At 64.4% G+C, this 17828-nt stretch carries 14 protein-coding genes and 1 tRNA gene; 3 read left to right on the top strand and 12 right to left on the bottom strand.

Annotation, left to right across the window (positions count from 1 at the left end):
* Positions 1-73 precede the first annotated feature (73 nt).
* Complete coding sequence (locus tag J0J06_RS05540) at positions 74-1789, bottom strand: tetratricopeptide repeat-containing sulfotransferase family protein (protein WP_294040325.1); 1716 nt, start codon at positions 1787-1789, stop codon at positions 74-76.
* 287 nt (positions 1790-2076) lie between these two features.
* Here J0J06_RS05540 and J0J06_RS05535 point away from each other — a divergent pair, with 287 nt between their 5' ends.
* The gene (locus J0J06_RS05535) at positions 2077-2727 is read left to right on the top strand and encodes a PEPxxWA-CTERM sorting domain-containing protein (protein ID WP_294040324.1); all 651 of its coding nucleotides are present in this window, start codon (positions 2077-2079) and stop codon (positions 2725-2727) included.
* A 303-nt stretch (positions 2728-3030) separates the two neighbouring features.
* Positions 3031-3630: a PEPxxWA-CTERM sorting domain-containing protein gene (locus J0J06_RS05530; RefSeq protein WP_294040847.1), complete on the top strand. Its 600-nt coding sequence runs from the start codon at positions 3031-3033 to the stop codon at positions 3628-3630.
* 213 nt (positions 3631-3843) lie between these two features.
* Here J0J06_RS05530 and J0J06_RS05525 read toward each other — a convergent pair whose 3' ends face one another.
* The 5 genes from J0J06_RS05525 to kdpF are packed head-to-tail and all read right to left on the bottom strand — an operon-like array spanning position 3844 to position 8968.
* Entirely contained in the window at positions 3844-4536 is a 693-nt protein-coding gene (locus tag J0J06_RS05525) for a response regulator (protein ID WP_294040323.1), read from the bottom strand.
* 8 nt (positions 4537-4544) lie between these two features.
* A complete protein-coding gene (gene kdpC, locus J0J06_RS05520) occupies positions 4545-5135 on the bottom strand; it encodes a potassium-transporting ATPase subunit KdpC (RefSeq protein WP_294040322.1) in 591 nt (196 codons plus the stop codon).
* A gap of 11 nt (positions 5136-5146) precedes the next feature.
* Entirely contained in the window at positions 5147-7165 is a 2019-nt protein-coding gene (gene kdpB / locus J0J06_RS05515) for a potassium-transporting ATPase subunit KdpB (protein ID WP_294040321.1), read from the bottom strand.
* Between the two features lie 10 nt (positions 7166-7175).
* On the bottom strand, positions 7176-8879 hold the full coding sequence (kdpA, locus tag J0J06_RS05510; RefSeq protein ID WP_294040320.1) for a potassium-transporting ATPase subunit KdpA: 1704 nt from the start codon (positions 8877-8879) through the stop codon (positions 7176-7178).
* Entirely contained in the window at positions 8879-8968 is a 90-nt protein-coding gene (kdpF, locus tag J0J06_RS05505) for a K(+)-transporting ATPase subunit F (protein ID WP_294040319.1), read from the bottom strand. The genes kdpA and kdpF overlap by 1 nt, the downstream gene beginning before the upstream one ends.
* Positions 8969-9194: 226 nt before the next feature.
* Between kdpF and J0J06_RS05500 the strand changes: the two genes are divergently transcribed.
* Positions 9195-11819 (top strand): sensor histidine kinase KdpD, encoded by a 2625-nt coding sequence (locus J0J06_RS05500; protein WP_294040318.1) that lies wholly within the window; start codon positions 9195-9197, stop codon positions 11817-11819.
* 78 nt (positions 11820-11897) lie between these two features.
* On the opposite strand, the gene J0J06_RS05495 is transcribed toward J0J06_RS05500, so the two are convergent.
* From J0J06_RS05495 to J0J06_RS05470, 6 genes are all read right to left on the bottom strand, one after another.
* Positions 11898-11973 (bottom strand) — tRNA-Lys (locus tag J0J06_RS05495).
* Between the two features lie 83 nt (positions 11974-12056).
* A complete protein-coding gene (gene rodA / locus J0J06_RS05490) occupies positions 12057-13187 on the bottom strand; it encodes a rod shape-determining protein RodA (RefSeq protein ID WP_294040317.1) in 1131 nt (376 codons plus the stop codon).
* Positions 13184-15256, bottom strand: a complete 2073-nt coding sequence (gene mrdA, locus J0J06_RS05485) for a penicillin-binding protein 2 (RefSeq protein ID WP_294040316.1) — start codon at positions 15254-15256, stop codon at positions 13184-13186. Before mrdA ends, rodA begins: the two co-directional genes overlap by 4 nt.
* A complete protein-coding gene (gene mreD / locus J0J06_RS05480; RefSeq protein ID WP_294040315.1) occupies positions 15253-15765 on the bottom strand; it encodes a rod shape-determining protein MreD in 513 nt (170 codons plus the stop codon). Before mreD ends, mrdA begins: the two co-directional genes overlap by 4 nt.
* On the bottom strand, positions 15762-16637 hold the full coding sequence (gene mreC, locus J0J06_RS05475; protein WP_294040314.1) for a rod shape-determining protein MreC: 876 nt from the start codon (positions 16635-16637) through the stop codon (positions 15762-15764). The genes mreD and mreC overlap by 4 nt, the downstream gene beginning before the upstream one ends.
* A gap of 50 nt (positions 16638-16687) precedes the next feature.
* On the bottom strand, positions 16688-17731 hold the full coding sequence (locus J0J06_RS05470; RefSeq protein ID WP_294040313.1) for a rod shape-determining protein: 1044 nt from the start codon (positions 17729-17731) through the stop codon (positions 16688-16690).
* Positions 17732-17828: the final 97 nt, after the last annotated feature.

Here is a 17828-nt window from a genome sequence, read left to right as displayed (position 1 = left end):
AGCGCGAAAGCCTGTCTGCGTCATGCACGGTCCGCCGCGTAGGAAACGGCGCCGCTTCTAGCGTAAAAAGCCGTCAGGATGCGGCGAAGAGATTGCCCAAGGCGGCGCGAAGATCATCCACGAAGGGCGCGAATCCCGCCACCAGCGCATCCGCGTCACGATTGATCGGCCGGCGTACTTGTTCAGCGCTCGGCGTGAATACCGGACGGTCGGATTCGTGAAAGCGCAGGCACTCGGGCGCGAACGGCAGTTCCAGGTGATCTAGCAAATCGCGCACCGTCGCTTCGGTGTCGCTGATCAGGTGATCGAGCTGGATGCGTTTGATCCGCCCGGGGCGGACGGCATCGAAATGGGCGATCAGCCGGTCATAGGCACGATATGTCTGGGCAAGGCTGTCGATGGAGTAAGTGAACGACGCGCCCCTGGCGAAATGCTGGCGGAACATCGACAGGCAACAGGCGAGTGGATCGCGGCGGGTGTCGATGATCCGCGCGTTGGGCAGTATCAAGTTGATCAGCCCGACATGCAGGCAGTTCGACCATTGCTTGTCGAGAAAATGCGGGCGATCGGTGCGGCGCTTGGCGGCGACGCCTGCCAGATACTCCGCCCCGAGGGCGCGTAACCGATCCGGCCCGCAATCGGCGAGGCTTTCGGGATAAGCTGCCGCGCCCGGATGGCCGCCATTATCGAGCGTACGCACCACCAGGCCGAGCTCGGGTAGTTCCTGCATTCCTTCGATCTGGGGATGCGCCGCCAAAATCTGCTCGACGAGCGTCGATCCGCTGCGCGGCATGCCGAGGATGAAGATCGGCGCGCGCGACGGATCGCCCATCCCCTCATGCGCTGCCAGAAACTCCGGCGTGAACAACGCAATCGCGCGATCGGCCAGTTCGGCACCGGTAATGCCCGGCACTTCGGGCTGGATGCGCAGCCGCTCGCGATTGGCGACGCGATAGGCCTCCATGGCCGGGCCGTAGTCCCCGCGATCCTCGAGCGCGCGCGCCAGGGCGAAATTCAAATGGCACCGATCGTCACCGGACGGCGCATCCGAAGCGAGGATCGTCCGGATCGTCGCGACGTCTTCGTCATCGAGCGCGGCGATCTTCATGTTGGCGAGTTGCCACCAGGCCTCGCCCATATGTGGCGCCAGATCGATGACGCCGCGATAGGCGGCGGCGGCATCCTTCGCGCGGCGCAGCGGCCGGAGCGAATTACCGTAAGCGAGCAACAGATCGGCTCGTCCGGGATGCGCCTGAACCAGTGCCGCATTGGTTTCGGCAGCTTTGACCGCGTCTCCCCGGCCGAGTTGTGCCGCCGCCCGCATCCGGAGATAGTCGAGGTGGCGGGGGGCCGTGCGCAGCAAGTGATCGGCCTCGGCCAGTGCGAGATCGAACTTACCCTGCGAAAGGCAAGCCAAGGCGAGGCGATAGCGCGCTTCGGCGAATGCGGGCACGATTTCAATCGCGCGGCGCAACGCCGCCTCCGCTGCGCCGAACTTGCCGGTCGCCAACGCGACCTGCCCGAGCAAATGCAGCGCCGCGGGATCGTCTGGATCGCTGGCGAGATGTTGGTCGAGCAAGAACTCGGCCGAGGCGAAATCGCGTCGTGCGATCGACGCCTGAGCACTGCGCAAAAGCGGCTGCGTCATCGGCGCGGCGATATAGCGCTGGAATGCCTTGGCGGCGCCCTTGCGATCGCCCTTCGCCAAGAGCTTGGCCGCCCGGCGGCGCCAATCCAGTGTGTTGTCGAGCGGCGGCAGCGTTTGGCCCGAGACGGAAAGTTTTCGCATCCGCCCAGTCTTAAGCGTTCAAATCGTGAGACGCCATTCGCACGGGCCTAAATCCTAAGCGCTGATCCCACCGTGAGCGTAATGACAAAGCCGACAGTCGTAACAGGTAAACCTGTTTCGTTTCGGGACGCATTTTCGGCTCTCCATGACCTGGGTTAGTCGGAATAGTGCCGAGCGACCTGATGACTTGTGTTAACGTCCGATTAACGATTCGATCTAACCCCGAAAGGCGAGTTGGGCGAACAGAACCGAGATGACCTGATTATCATTTGAAAGGGAGCCAGTTGATGAAATCGAAACTCGCCGCAGCGACAGCCGCATTGCTCATGACCGCCGGCAACGCTTACGCTGGACCGGTTACCTTCTCGACCCCGATCAATGTTCCGAACAATATCGATGGCGTTTACCTCAATCTCCTGACGGGAGCGACTGGATCGAGCGGCTCAGGCGTATCCGGTTGGGACGTCAACATGTATCTCACCAATTCGGTGTTCACGTTTTTCTGGAACAACACCGCGCCTAGCGTAAGCGGCGGCGTCGCAGCTACCGCCAATGGTGCCTATCTCGACCTGGCGCCGGGAACTGTGGTTTCGTCGTTGTCGGCTTTCTCGGCTACCTCGGGCGGTGGCGGAGCCGCTGGATCGGCCGCGTTCCAGACGACCGGTATCCACACGCTGGGTTTCCGATTTTACAATGAATCGACCTCCAGCATCAATTACGGATATATGCGGATCCAGAATACGGGTCCTAACGGCTTCCCGGCTACAATCCTGAGCTGGACGTTCGAAAATTCGGGCGGCGCGATCACTGTGCCCGCCGCGGTTGCGGGTGTTCCGGAGCCGGCGACGTGGGCGCTGATGATTTTGGGCTTCGGTGCGATGGGCGCGACGATGCGCCGCACTCGTGCAACGACGACGCGGGTCCGCTACGCGGCCTGATCGCTGGAGAACGAACGAAAGCAAGCCGCCGTCCGGGTAATCCGGACGGCGGTTTCTTTTTGCTTCACGCATTGCTTCGGGAGTCCTCGCCTCTCCATCGAGCTTGTCCCGGTTCGGGACATGTGCCGAAATAGGCGCTCGGTGGGGGTTAAATTGTGTTAATGTCAGATTAACGACTCGCCCAACCTTCATGGCACAAGGGAAAAGTCGGGCAAAAAAGCGGGCCGCAATGTTGCCATCTGATTGTAACAGGGAGTTTTTCTGATGAGATCGAAATTCGCTGCAGCCGCCGCTGCATTGCTCATGTCCACGGGAACTGCATATGCGGGGCCCATCACGTTCTCGACACCGATCAACGTCCCGAACAGTTTCGACGGCATTTATATAAACCTGTTGACGGGCGCGACGGGCGCGACCGGATCGGCCGTCTCCGGTTGGGACTTCAATCCCTACAATTCCGGCACCGCTCTTTCCTTCTTCTGGAGCGCCACGCCATCGCAAGCCAGCGGTGTGGCTTCGACGACCACCGGTCCTTATGTTGCTCTCGCTCCAGGCGCGGTAGTGTCTTCGGCGTCGGTTTTCGCCCAGGTTACCGCATCGACTGCTACGGCGGCCTTTCAAACCCCGGGCACGCATATTCTCGGGTTCCGCTTCTATAACGAGGCCACTAGCGCGATCAATTACGGCTATATGACCCTGACCAGCGGCGGCTCGACCGGCTTCCCGCTGACGATCAATGGCTGGACCTTTGAAAATAGCGGCGGCGCGATCACGGTACCGGGTGCGACGGCGGGTGTTCCCGAGCCGGCGACGTGGGCGCTGATGATTTTGGGCTTCGGTGCGATGGGCGCGACGATGCGCCGCACTCGTGCAACGACGACGCGGGTCCGCTACGCGGCCTGATCGCTAGAGAACGAACGAAAGCAAGCCGCCGTCCGGGTAATCCGGACGGCGGTTTCTTTTTGCGTGCCGACCTGCACTTGACCCGCCTGCGCCGATCTCTTCAATAAGGAGTTGTGTTCACGACTTCGCGTGGCCCTTGGAACTGCCCAAGTGACCGGTGAAGTTTCGCTATTTAAAACGCCATATGGGGAAGATCGAGACGCAAGCGCCGCGTTAGAGCGATTGGTCCTGCAACAGCCTGTAGCCGACGCCTAGTTCGTTTGCGATTAAATGGGGGCGGGATGGGTCGGCTTCCAACTTTTGCCGCAGGTTTCGTATCACGATCCGCAAATAGTCGATGTGATCCTCATGTGCCGGGCCCCAGACAGTGCGGAGGAGCTGGCGGTGGCCGATCACCCGGTCGGGGCGTTTCGCCAGTTCGGCGAGAACGCCATATTCCTTCGGCGAGAGGTGGACTTCCTCGCCCGCGCGACGAACGCGACGGCGGTTCAGGTCGATCTCGACGTCGCTTGCGGTGACGACGGTTTGGCCAGCGTCACCGGCCGCCCGATGACGTAGCGCCGCACGCACCCGGGCGAGGAGTTCTTCGGTGTCGAACGGCTTGGTGAGATAGTCGTCGGCGCCGAGGTCAAGCGCGGCGACCTTTTCCGTCGTGTCCTCGCGTGCCGACACGACGATCACCGCCGCCTTGCCGCGAAACAGCTGGATCAGTTCGAGCCCATCGCGATCCGGCAGGCCGAGGTCGAGCAGCACGACGTCGGGCTTATCGATGTCGGCCAGCGACAGCGCTTCTCGCGCCGTTGCCGCTTCACCCGCCGCATAACCCGCGCGCTCGATGGCGACGCGGAGCAGGCGGCGGATATGCGCGTCGTCCTCGACGATCAGGATCTTGGAGTTCGCGGCCATGCCCCCTGTTACGGCCGCGGTGCGATCCGGTCGAGCGCGAGGTTGAGTTGCAACACGTTGACGCGCGGCTCGCCGATGAAACCGAGCAACGGCCACGACGTGTTGTCCGCCACAAGCGCCTTCACCTTGTCAGCAGCGATTCCGCGCGCCTTGGCCACGCGCGCGACCTGAAACAAAGCTGCCTCGGGGCTGATGTGGGGATCGAGCCCCGAGGCGGAGGCCGTCACCAGGTCGGCGGGAACGTTGGAACCTGGATCGGAGGCTTTGGCCGCGGCGAGATCGGTCTTCACGCGATCGACCAGCGCCTGGCTCGTCGGGCCAAGGTTAGACCCCGACGAGGCGGTGGCATCATAGCCGTTCTTTCCGGCGGCGGAGGGGCGACCGTGGAAATAGGCGGCACTCGAAAAGGACTGGCCGATCAGCGCCGACCCAATGACGTTACCTTTGGCGTCCCTGATCAAGCTGCCGTTGGCGGCGGCAGGTGCGATGATTTGACCGATGCCCGTGATCGCGGCGGGATAGACGAGGCCGAGCAAGGCGGCGAACAGCACTGTCAGCACAATCGCTGGGCGCAGCGCGGAAGTGAATTCCTTGAGCATGGTGTATTTCCTCAAGCGAGATGGAGGCCGGCGACGGCAAGGTCGATCAGCTTGATGCCGACGAACGGGGCGATCAGGCCGCCAAGGCCGTAGACGGTAAGGTTGCGCGCGAGCAGCGGGCCCGCGCCGATCGCGCGATATTTGACGCCCTTGAGCGCGAGCGGGACGAGGAACGGGATGATCAGCGCGTTGAAGATGATCGCCGACAGGATTGCGCTTCGCGGGCTCGCCAGACCCATGACGTTGAGGACGCCCAGGCCTGGATAGAGCGCGACGAACATCGCCGGGATAATCGCGAAATATTTGGCGACGTCGTTTGCGACCGAGAAAGTGGTAAGCGCGCCGCGCGTCATCAACAACTGCTTGCCGAGTCCGACGATCTCGATCAGCTTCGTCGGATCGCTGTCGAGGTCGACCATGTTGCCCGCCTCGCGCGCGGCTTGGGTGCCGGTGTTCATCGCCACGCCGACATCAGCTTGGGCAAGCGCAGGCGCGTCATTGGTGCCGTCGCCGCACATCGCGACCAGCTTGCCACCCTGCTGCTCCTTGCGGATCAGGGCCAGCTTGTCCTCCGGCGTCGCCTCGGCGAGGAAATCGTCCACGCCAGCCTCCGCGGCGATCGCGGCGGCGGTCAGCGGGTTGTCGCCCGTGATCATGACGGTACGGATGCCCATCCGGCGGAGTTCGGCGAAGCGTTCGCGGACGCCGGCTTTCACCACGTCCTTGAGCGCGACCGCCCCGAGCAGTCGCCCGTCGCGGATCACCGCGAGCGGGGTCATGCCGCCGCGCGCGATCTCATCGGTAGCGCGTTTGATATCGACCGCGCCGGGAGCGTCGGCGGGCAACGTCTTCAGGATCGAATCCACCGCACCCTTGAGCACGACGACCCCGTCGAGCTTGATCCCCGAACTACGCGTCTGCGCGGTGAACGGGATGATCTCGGCGTCACTGGGCAACGTGGCCGACAAGGCGAACTTCTCACGCGCCAAAACAACGATCGACCGGCCTTCGGGCGTCTCGTCGGCCAGGCTGGCGAGCATCGCCGCTTCGGCGAGCGTCTTGGCGTCGATCCCGCCGATCGGGCGGAACTCGCTAGCCTGGCGGTCACCGATGGTGATCGTGCCGGTCTTGTCGAGCAACAGCGTATCGACGTCGCCAGCCGCCTCGACTGCGCGACCCGACTTGGCGAGCACGTTGAAGCGGATCAGCCGGTCCATGCCAGCGATGCCGATCGCCGACAGCAGGGCCGCAATGGTCGTGGGGATGAGCGTGATCAGCAGTGCGGCGAGGATCGCCACCGGCACGCTGCCCCCCGCATAGCTCGCAAAGCCGGGGATCGTCCCGACCGCGATCAGGAAGATGATCGTCAGGCCGACCAGCAGGATCGTCAGCGCGATCTCGTTCGGTGTTTTCTGACGTTCGGCGCCTTCGACCAGCGCGATCATGCGGTCGAGGAAACCCTGGCCCGGCTCCTGCGTGACGCGCACCTTAATGCGATCGGAGATGACGCGGGTCCCTGCGGTGACGGCCGAGCGGTCGCCGCCGGCTTCGCGGATGACCGGCGCGCTCTCGCCGGTGATCGCGGCTTCGTTGACCGAGGCGACGCCCTCAACCACTTCGCCGTCGGCGGGGATGAGGTCGCCGGTTTCGACCAGCACCGTCTCGCCCTTTTGCAGCCGCCACGCCTCGATCATGCCCCACGTGTCGCCGACGCCGGTCAGGCGCTTGGCCTGAAGTTCGGATTTGGTGGCGCGCAGGCTCGCGGCTTGCGCGCGGCCCCGACCCTCGGCGAGCGCTTCGGCGAAGGTGCCGAACAGAACGGTCAGCCACAGCCACACGATGAGCTGGATCTGGAACCCGGCCGGGAGCGGCTCGCCGCCGAGCGCGAGTAGCACGGTCAGCAGCAGCGCGATGACCGCCGTCACGAACAGCACCGGATTCTTCACCAACTGGCGCGGGTCGAGCTTCTTGATCGCGTCGCCGATCGCCGGGACGATCAATTCGCCCGAGAACATGGATGTTGTGGTCATTGTGATGTCCTCAGAAAAGCTGGCCGTTGATCATCGCGAGATGATCAGCGATCGGTCCGAGCGCGAGGCTGGGCAGGAAGGTGAGACCGCCGAGGATCAGGATGATCCCGACCAGCAGCCCGACCCAAAGGCCACCGGTGGTCGGGAACGACCCCGCACCGGCCGGCGTGTGCTTCTTCGCCGCAAGACTGCCGGCGATGGCGAGCACGGGGACGATCACGAAGAACCGCCCCACCCACATCGCAACCCCGAGCAACCCGTTGTACCAGGGTGTCCCTGCGGTCAGACCAGCGAAGGCCGAACCGTTATTCCCCGTGGCCGACGCGAAGGCGTAGAGGATTTCGCTGAACCCGTGCGGTCCCTTGTTGAGCGGCCCCGCCAGCCCATCAGGCATCACCGCCGACAGCGCGGTGAACCCCAGGATCGACAATGGCAGCACCGCGATCGCCAGCACCGCGAGCTTGACCTCGCGGCTCTCGATCTTCTTGCCGACATATTCGGGCGTGCGCCCGACCATCAGCCCGGCGACGAACACCGCGAGAATGGCGAACAGCAGAAAGCCGTAGATGCCCGACCCGACCCCGCCGACGACGATCTCGCCGAGCTGGATGTTGAAAAGCGGGATCATGCCGCCGAGCGCCGTAAAGCTGTCATGCATAGCGTTGACCGCGCCGCACGATGCGGCGCTCGTGACGGCGGCGAACAGGGCGCTGGCGGAAATGCCGAAGCGCACCTCCTTGCCCTCCATGTTGCCCCCGGCCAGGCCGAGATGGTGAAGGACAGGGTTCCCTGCCGCTTCCTGCCAATAGGCGACCGTCGTGCCGGCAAGAAACAGGATCGCCATCGCGCCCACGATCGCCCAGCCCTGGCGCGTATCGCCGACCGCCTTACCGAACGTATAGGTCAGCCCGACGCCGAGGACGAAGATCGACAGCATCTGGACCAGGTTGGTCAACGCGGTCGGATTCTCGAACGGATGCGCGGAATTTGCGTTGAAGAAACCGCCGCCGTTGGTGCCGAGCATCTTGATCGCTTCCTGCGACGCGACTGGGCCAAGCGCGATCGTCTGTTTTGCGCCCTCCAGCGTGGTCGCGTCGATGCTCGCCGCGAACGTCTGAGGCACGCCGCTCAGGAGCAAATACAGCGCATACACGACGCAGATCGGCACTAAAACGTAGAGCGTGATCCGGGTCATGTCGGCCCAGAAATTGCCGACCCCCTTCGCCTCGCGCCGCGCGAACCCGCGGAACAGGGCGAAAGCGATCGCGATGCCGGTTGCCGCGCTGAAGAAGTTATGGATGGTCAGCCCCAACATCTGGCTGAGGTTCGACATGGTCGCTTCGCCGACATACCATTGCCAATTGGTGTTGGTGACGAAGGCGATCGCGGTGTTCATCGAACCGTCCGCCCCGACGCCGGGCATGCCGCGTTGGTTGAGCGGCAACCAGCTCTGCGCCCGCAGGACGAAATAAGTGAACAAGACCGTGACGAGCTGGAACACCAGCATATGCACGGCGTAGCGCCGCCAGTTCTGGTCGGCGTCCGGGTCGATGCCCGACAGCTTGTAGAACCCTCGTTCGACCGGCCCGAGCACCGCGTGCAGCGGCGTGCGGCGTCCTTCGTAAAGTGCGAACAGCCATGACCCCACCGGCTTGGCCAGCGCGGCGAGAACAGTGAAGAACAGCGCGATCAGCGCCCAGCCTTGCCAAGTCATCAGAATTTCTCCGGCCGCACGAGCACGGCAACGAGATAGAGGAGCAGGCCGAGCGCGGTGACGCCCGCGAGCGTGAGGTGCAGGCTCATGCGTTGTCGCACAGCCGCACGAAGGCGAGCGTCGCGAGGAACAGCCCGCCGATAATGGCGAGCCAGATGATGTCGGGCATTTGCGGCCTCCGATTGGGTCGGCCGGCGAGATAGGCGCGGAGAGCATTAAGGTTCGCGGGCGAAAACGGGCGGTTCGCATTAAGAAGCCATAAAGATCCCCGCGGCGGCCTTTTCACGCGCGCGGAACAGTGCCTAGGTCTGTCGCATGATCGATGCTCGCCCTTCACCCGACGCGCTGCTGCGGGCCGCGAATGCGGAAAGACGCGGGCGGCTGAAGATCTTCCTCGGGGCAGCGCCCGGGGTCGGCAAGACGTTCGAGATGTTGCAGGAAGGCGCCGAGCGGTTGCGCGGCGGCGCCGATGTCGTGGTCGCGGTGGTGGAAACGCACGGCCGCGCGGAAACGCAGGCGCTGGTTGAACCGCTCGAGGCGATTGCGCGGAGAACGGTCGATTATCAGGGCCACGCGCTCGAAGAGATGGACCTAGACGCCATCCTCGCTCGCCGCCCGCAACTCGCCTTGGTCGACGAATTTGCCCACACGAATGCGCCGGGCAGCCGCCATCCAAAGCGGTGGCAGGACGTGATGGAGCTGCTCGACGCCGGGATCGATGTCTACACCACGCTTAACGTCCAGCATGTCGAAAGCCTGAACGACGTCGTTGCGAGTTTCACCCGCGTCCGTGTGCGCGAAACGGTGCCGGACAGCGTGTTCGACGGCGCAGAGGTCGAGGTTGTCGACCTGCCGCCCGACGAACTGATCGATCGGCTGAAGGCGGGCAAGGTCTATATCCCCGCCGAGGCGACGCGCGCGCTGGATCGTTTCTTCTCAAAGGCCAACCTGACGGCGCTACGCGAAATGGCATTGCGTCACGCGGCGCTCAACGTCGATCGCGCGCTGACCGAGCATCTCGACGCGCAGGCGACGACGGGCACCTATGCGGGCGGCGAGCGCGTGCTGGTCGCGGTCAGCGAGCTGCCCGGCGCCGAAAATCTGGTCCGCACGGCCAAGCGGCTCGCCGATGCCCTGCGCGCGCCGTGGCAGGCGGTGTTCATCGAGACGCCCCGCGCGGCGGCTTTCGGCGACGACCAACGCCGTCAGGTCGCCGATACGCTGAGCCTCGCCGCTAGTCTCGGCGCCACCATCGCCACCATCCCGGCCGAGAGCGTCACGGCAGGATTGCGCGAGCAAGTCACCGAAGCGCGTATTACCCAACTGGTGATCGGCAAGTCGCACCGCTCCTGGTGGTTCGCGCTGCGCCACGGGTCGGTGGTCGAGTCGATGCTCGCGGTGAGCGAAGGACTCGCGGTCCACGTCATCCCCGCCGGCGAAGCGACGCCACGCATGCGCGCCGCGATCGTGCAGAGCGATTGGAGTTTGGCCCTGTACGGACTCGCCGTCATCGCCCTGGTTGGGGCGACGACCGGGTTCGCCAAGCTGGTGGAACCGTGGATCGGCGTCGGCGGGATCGATCTAATCTATCTATTGCCGGTGATCGTCGCCTCTGGGCGGCTCGGTCTGTGGCCAGGCATCGCGACCGGCGTCCTCTCTGGTCTCGCGTATAACTTCTTCTTCCTGCCGCCGATCTACACGTTCACGATCGCCGATCCGCAAAGTGTGCTGACGATGTTCGTGCTGATCGGCATCGCGGCGCTGACGGCGAACCTGACCGGCCGCCTCAAGATTCGCGCAACGATCGGCGCTCGCAGCGCGCAGGAAAATGCGGCGGTGGCGGGATTCGGCCAGGCGCTGGCCCGCGCCGCCGACTGGCAAACGACGAGCCAGACGATTGCGACGGAGATCGCCCGACTGCTAGGTGTTACCACGATCCTGCTCGATCAGCGCAACGGCGAGCTGACGCCGATCGCCGCGGCGCCGGGAGACGCGCCGGCGCTCGGCACGGTCGATCGCGCCGCCGCCGACTGGGCGTGGAGCAAAGGCGAGCCGGCCGGGGTCGGCACCGCGACCCTCATATCGGCGGACTGGCAGTTTCAGCCGCTCGTGACGTCGCTCGGCACCTTGGGTGTCGTCGGGCTCCTTGCTGACGATGGCGGCGATCCGGTGGGCGCCGGTCGCGCGGTGCTGCTCACGACGATCCTCGGCCAGGCCGCGCTGGCGCAGGAGCGGCTCAAGCTCGAGGATCAGCTCCGCGACGTTTCGGTGCTGCGCGAGCGCGACCGGCTACGCGCTGCCTTGCTGTCGTCGATCGGGCATGATCTCAGGACGCCGTTGACCTCGGTCGCCGCCTCGATCGATGCGCTTGCGAAGGAGTATCCCGACGCCGAATCCATGCCAATGGCGCGCGCCGACATCGCGCGGTTGCGGCGATTTCTGGACAATCTGCTCGACATGGTGCGGATCGATACTGGCGCTTTGCGCATCTCCCCGGAGCCTATCGACTTGACCGACGCAGTTGCGAGTGCGGTCCATGATTTGAAGGACCTACTGCGCGGCAACCATATCGACTTGCGCGTGCCGGCCAATCTGCCGCTGGTCGAAGCCGATCCGGTCCTGCTGCATCACATCCTGATCAACCTGCTCGCCAACGCGGCGATCCACGGCGGCGCGGGACCGATCGAAATCATTGGCGAGCGGGCTCCGGACGCCGTCATCTTGTCCGTGCGAGATCGCGGGTTAGGCCTCGAACCCGGCAACGAGGAAAGCGTCTTTGCGACGTTTGTGCAGGGCAGGGGCGGAGATCGCACCGGCGGAAGCGGGCTTGGTTTAGCAATCGCAAAGGGATTCGCCGACGCGATGGGCGTTTCGATCGGCGCATCCAATGCGACCGAAGGTGGGGCAGTGTTTAGTTTGAGATTTCCCGTCGGCCCATGATCAATCGCGCGTGCCTCCGCGGTGATTGCGCGACTCGCGGGGCATCGCCTTGCAATCGAGCCAACTATTCAGATCGGGTGGTGGACGCACTAGGGCTCGAACCTAGGACCCGCTGATTAAGAGTCAGCTGCTCTACCAACTGAGCTATGCGTCCATGCCGGAAAGGCTGTCCCCGATCGGGGAGGGAGGCCGTTAGCATCGCGGTCGCGCTTTGCAAACACTTTTTACGTCGCGCCGCTACCAGCCGATAGGTTGCTGCCGGCTGCTGCGGTCGATCGACATCAGGATGCCGATGCACAGCAACGCCGTCATCTGCGCCGTGCCCCCGAAGCTAATGAGTGGAAGCGGCACGCCGACGACCGGCGCCATGCCCATCACCATCGCCATGTTGATCGACACGTAGAAGAACAGGGTGGTAGCGAGGCCGGCAGCCGTCAGCCGCGCAAAGCGGCCTTGCGCGCGCATCGCGACGCCCATCGCCCACCAGATGATCGCGAACCAGGCGATGATCAGCAGAACGCCGCCGACCAGTCCCCATTCCTCCATCATCGTCGCGAGCGCGAAGTCGGTCTGGCCCTCGGGCAGGTAGTCGAGGTGGCTTTGCGACCCGTTGAGGAAGCCCTTGCCCCAAATCCCGCCGGATCCGATCGCTATCTTCGACTGGGTGATGTGATAGCCGATGCCCAGCGGATCCTTTTCGGGATCAAGAAAGATCGCGATCCGGTTGCGCTGATAATCGTGCAGCACGTAATTATAGGCGACCAGCCCGAGGACGGGCGCGGTCAGCCCGGCAATGATGAACAGCCGTAGCGGGATGCCCGCCAGGAACATCACGGTGATGCCGCCCGCGGTAATCATCAAGCCGGTGCCGAGATCGGGCTGGAGCATGACGAGGCCAGCGGGAAGCGCTATTAGCAACAAAGCGGGCCAAATCGCGCCGAACTTGCGCACCTCGCTGGGCGGGAGCAGGTCGTAGAAGCGGGCGCAGGCGAGGACGATGAACGGCTTCATCAGTTCCGACGGCTGCAGGCGAATGATCCCGAGGTCGAGCCAGCGCTGGCCGCCGCCCGCGACCTTGCCCAGCAGTTCGACCCCGATCAGCATGACCAGGATGACGACATAGGCCGGCAGGCTGATCATGCCCCACACATCTTCCCGCACGCGGGAGAGCAATATGGCGCCGCCGAGAAATACGAAGAACCGGATGCCCTGCGACAAGGCCCAGGGACGAATATGCCCCCCCGCCGCCGAATAGAGGACCAGCAAGTCGAAACAGCCGATCGCCAGGATCAGCAGGATGATCTTCCACGGCAGTTGCGCGAGCGGTTCGGGCACGAAACCGAGCGACGCCGATGAACCCTGGGTCACTGTTCGACCTCGTGCGATCCCTGTTCGGCGGGCAATGCGGTGTTGGCGATCGCCGCGGCGGACGTATTGGCTGCGTCAGTCGCCGCCTCGACCGCGGGAGCGTCGGTCGGCGCGGTCGCGTCGGTTTCGGTCTGTACCGCCTGCAGCGCGGAGATCTTGCCCTGATAAGCCGCCGTCTCCGCCGCCGCGCGTGTCGCGATGTCGCCGCCCCAGGTCGGTTCGACTTCGGCGAGCGACGCCAGCGCCTTATCACGGTCGAGCAGGTAGGTGATGATGTCGCGTCCGATGCCCGGGGTATCGAGATTGGTCACCGTATGGCCGCCATGTTCGAGGACGATGCCGGCGGCGTATTTGGGGTTTTCGACCGGCGCGAAGCAGACGAACAAGGCGTGGTCGCGCAGCTTGAAGGGCAGGGAGGCATTGCTCAGCACGCCGCTGCCGCGTTCCGCCATGGTGATGCGGCGGACCTGCGCGGTGCCGGTCTTGGCGGCAAGCGACGCGCCGGGGATGTTGAGCCGCGCGCGGCCGCCGGTGCCGCCTTCGTTCACCACGCCGTACATGGCGTTGCGGACGATCGCGAGGTGATCGGGGTTGATCGGCAGAGGGTTCGCGATCGTCGCCGGGCCATTCATTAGCAGTCGCGGGGTAAGCGCGCGGCCAGACGCGATCCGCGACGCCATCACGGCGAGTTGCAGAGGATTGGCCAGAACGTAACCTTGGCCGATCGACGCGTTGAGCGAATCGGGCACGGTCCAATCGGACTTGTATTTGCGGCGCTTCCACGCGCTGTCGGGCACGGTGCCGAAGCGTTGCGTGGAGAAGGGCAGGTCGAACTTCTGCCCGAGCCCCAGCGTCCGCGCGATCGGCGCAACGTGATCATAGCCCAGGCGCCGCACCATCTCGTAAAAATAGATGTCGCAGCTGTACATGATCGCTTGCTTGAGATTGAGCGGGCCATGGCCGCCACGCTTGTGGCAGTGGAAAACGCCCGTACCCACCCTGAGCGCGCCGCTGCAGGTGACCCGGTCTTCGGGACTGACCCCGTTGTGGAGCAATGCCAGCCCGTTCATCGGCTTGACCGTCGATCCCGGAGGATACAACCCTTGGAGGACCTTGTTCATCAACGGAACGTGGTCGTTATCCGACAGCATCTTCCATTCGAGATGGCTGATTCCACCGGAAAAGCTGTTGGGATCGTAGGCGGGGACCGAGACGAATGCGAGCACGTCGCCGCTCGTGACGTCGATCACGACCGCCGACCCAGAATTGGTGCCGAGCCGGCGCGCAGCATATTCCTGCAGACCGGCATCGATCGTCAGCCGCTGGACGTGCCCGGCGATGTCGGGTCGTGTTTCGAGCTCGCGAACAAGCTTGCCGCGCGCGGTGACTTCGACTCGCTTGGCCCCGGGCGTGCCGCGCAGCTTGTCCTCCAGCGCGCGTTCGAGTCCGTCCTTGCCGATCTTGAAACCGGGCGTGATCAGCAACGGATTCTTGGTTTTCTGATAATCCTCGGCGGACGCCGTGCCGACATAGCCGGTCAGGTGCGCGACCGCCTGAGCTGCGGGGTAGTTACGCGAATAGCCGGCGGTGGGAGCGACGCCGGGCAGTTCGGGCAAGCGCACCTGTACTGCGGCGAACACTTCGGGGTTCAGGTTCTCGGCGACCTGAACAGGCTGGAATCCCGCGGCGCGCTTGAGGTCGTTCTCTATCCGGCTGATCTGCTCGGGTGGCAGGCCGAGCAATTGCTGGAGCAACTTGAGAACGCGCGGTTCTTCCGATGCCGGCAGGCGGTCGCGGATGATATCGACGCGGAAATCGGTGCGGTTGTTGGCGATCGCATGGCCATAGCGATCGACGATCCACCCGCGCCGCGGTGGGATCATCGTCAGGTTGACGCGGTTGCGTTCGGACAACAGCTTGTATTGCTCGTTCTGCGCGATGGCGAGCCAGCCCATTCGTCCGGCCAGCGCCAGCGCGACGGCGCCCTGCGCGGCGCCGACCATCATGGCGCGGCGCGAGAAACTGTAGCTTTGCGCCGCTTCGGTAATCTGGCGCGGCGGGCGGCTCATGGCTGGCGACCACGCTTGGTATCGAGCCACGCGACGATGCGGGAGACGACGGGAAAGAGCAGCACCGCGGTGACCATCTGAAACAGCAACACGGTATCGACATGCGCCGCAAGCGGGGCCGCGATCAAGCGTCCGCCGAACAGGCAGAACGTGATCGCACCCGAGGCGAGTACCCAATCCTGCCAGAAATCGCGCGACACCAAGCGGCGATCGAGCAAATCGACGATCAGGAACGCGATCGACCACAGGAATATCGCGCTGCCCAGCGGCTGACCGCTGACGAGATCGTCAAAAAAGCCAAAGGGCAGGGGACTCCATATGCGAGTCCATTCCGGCCGCAGCAGCCGCCACGAGAGCAACGTCATGAGCCCGAGCGGGGGCAACACCGGGAACGTCGCCACCAGCGGGATGATCGTAAGCAACGACCCCGCCATCACCGAGGCGACGGGGATCGCCCATATTGCAGCCCGCGAAGGTTCTGGCGCAAAGGCGCCGCTTTGGGGCTTCAAGGCTGCGTCTCGCCGGTCGTGGGAAGAGGCGCAGTCAGATATGCGCGCAGCACGACCGCATAATCGAAAGCGTCCGGCAATTCGAACGGCTTAGCAAGCACGCCGTCGCGGTTGCGGCTGACGACCTTTGCGACGGGTATATTGGGCGGAAAGATGCCGCCCGACCCTGATGTCACGAGAACATCGCCCGGAGCATATTCGGCATTGCCCAGCGCGATCGGCTTGACGTCGAGCAAGCCATCGCCGCGCCCGGTTGCGAAGCCCGGCGCGCCGTCCCTTGTGCGGCGGACGGGCACGATGCTCTCGGGATCGATCAACAACAGGACACGGGCGGTGTCAGGCCCGGCCTCCAGGATGCGCCCGACCAGCCCGTCGGCCGCGCGCACTGGCATACCGGCATGGACGCCCTGGATCAGACCCGAGTAGATCAGGCCATAGCGCCGCGTGCTACTGGCCGAGGAGCTGACGATACGCGCGGTGGCGATCGTGTCGCTGCCCGGTTCGCGGACCGACAGCAGTTTCTTCAATCGGATATTTTCATACGCGATCGCCCGGGCACGAACGAGCTGGCGACGATCGTCGGTAACTTGCTCCTTCAGCCGTGCATTCTCGGCATGCACGCCGAAATAGCTGCCGATCGCCTCCGGGATCGAGGTAATCGCGTTCCACACCGAACCTAGCGCCCAGCTTACCGGCGCCATGACTTCGGCCGCGCCGGCGCGCAGCGCGGAAAAAGCCGGCGGATTGAGCGTCGAAAGTGCGAGCAGGACAGCGCCAACAAGCGCCCCCGCGATCGCAATCACGTAGCCAATGAACAGACTATATTGCGCCCGCCGTGAGAAACCCGGGCGCCGGTTGCGTGGCGGCGCCATCCAACTCCCTCACATCAAAAGGCCGCGTGGGTCGTGCCTTAGCAGCAAAATCAGGCGGTGTGCAGGACGCCGCGGAACATTGGATCCTCGAGCGCGCGGCCGGTGCCGAGCGCAACGCAGGTCAGCGGATCCTCGGCGATCGTCACCGGCAGGCCGGTCTCGTCGCGCAGCACCTCGTCGATGCCGTGGAGCAACGCACCGCCGCCGGTGAGTACGATGCCCTGATCGACGATGTCCGCCGCCAGTTCAGGCGCGGTGTTTTCCAGCGCGATCCGCACGCCCTCGACGATCGTGCCGACCGGTTCGGACAACGCCTCGGCGATCTGGCCCTGGTTGATCTGGATTTCCTTGGGCACGCCGTTGACGAGGTCGCGGCCCTTGATGTGGATCGTCAGGCCGATGCCGTCGGCAGGCGGCTTGGCGGTGCCGACTTCCTGCTTGATCCGCTCGGCGGTGGCTTCGCCGATCAGTAGGTTATGATTGCGGCGGACGTAGGAGACGATCGCTTCGTCCATCTTGTCACCGCCGACGCGCACCGAGGTCGTGTAGGCGAGGCCGCGCAGCGACAGCACCGCGACTTCGGTCGTGCCGCCGCCGATGTCGACGACCATCGAGCCGATCGGCTCAGTCACGGGCATATCGGCACCGATCGCGGCCGCCATCGGCTCCTCGATCAGCCAGACCTGCGATGCGCCGGCGTTCTGCGCGGCGTCGCGGATCGCGCGGCGCTCGACGCTGGTCGAACCCGACGGCACGCAAATCACGATCTGCGGCCAGCGCATGAAGCGCTTCTGCCCGCCATGCACCTTGTGGATGAAGTGCTTGATCATCTGCTCGGCGACGTCGATGTCGGCGATGACGCCGTCACGCAGCGGACGGATCGCCTGGATGCTGTCCGGGGTCTTGCCCATCATCAGCTTGGCGTCGTCGCCGACTGCCTTGACCTTTTTCTGGCCGTTGAGCGTTTCGACCGCGACCACCGACGGCTCGTTGAGCACGACGCCGCGCCCGCGCAGATAAACGACCGTATTGGCAGTACCGAGATCAATCGCCATGTCGTGCGACATCAGCTTGAAGAAACGCCCGAAGACCATAGTGAAAACACCGCCCGAAAAGCTGCGCGACCAATGCGCGCGTCGATTATCTGTTCTCTCGCCGCCAAAGCCGATTTCCGGGCTCCGGGGGGACGGC

Source organism: Sphingomonas sp. (assembly GCF_017304615.1).
GTDB lineage: Bacteria > Pseudomonadota > Alphaproteobacteria > Sphingomonadales > Sphingomonadaceae > Sphingomonas.
This window is presented reverse-complemented; position numbering and strand designations above follow the sequence as displayed.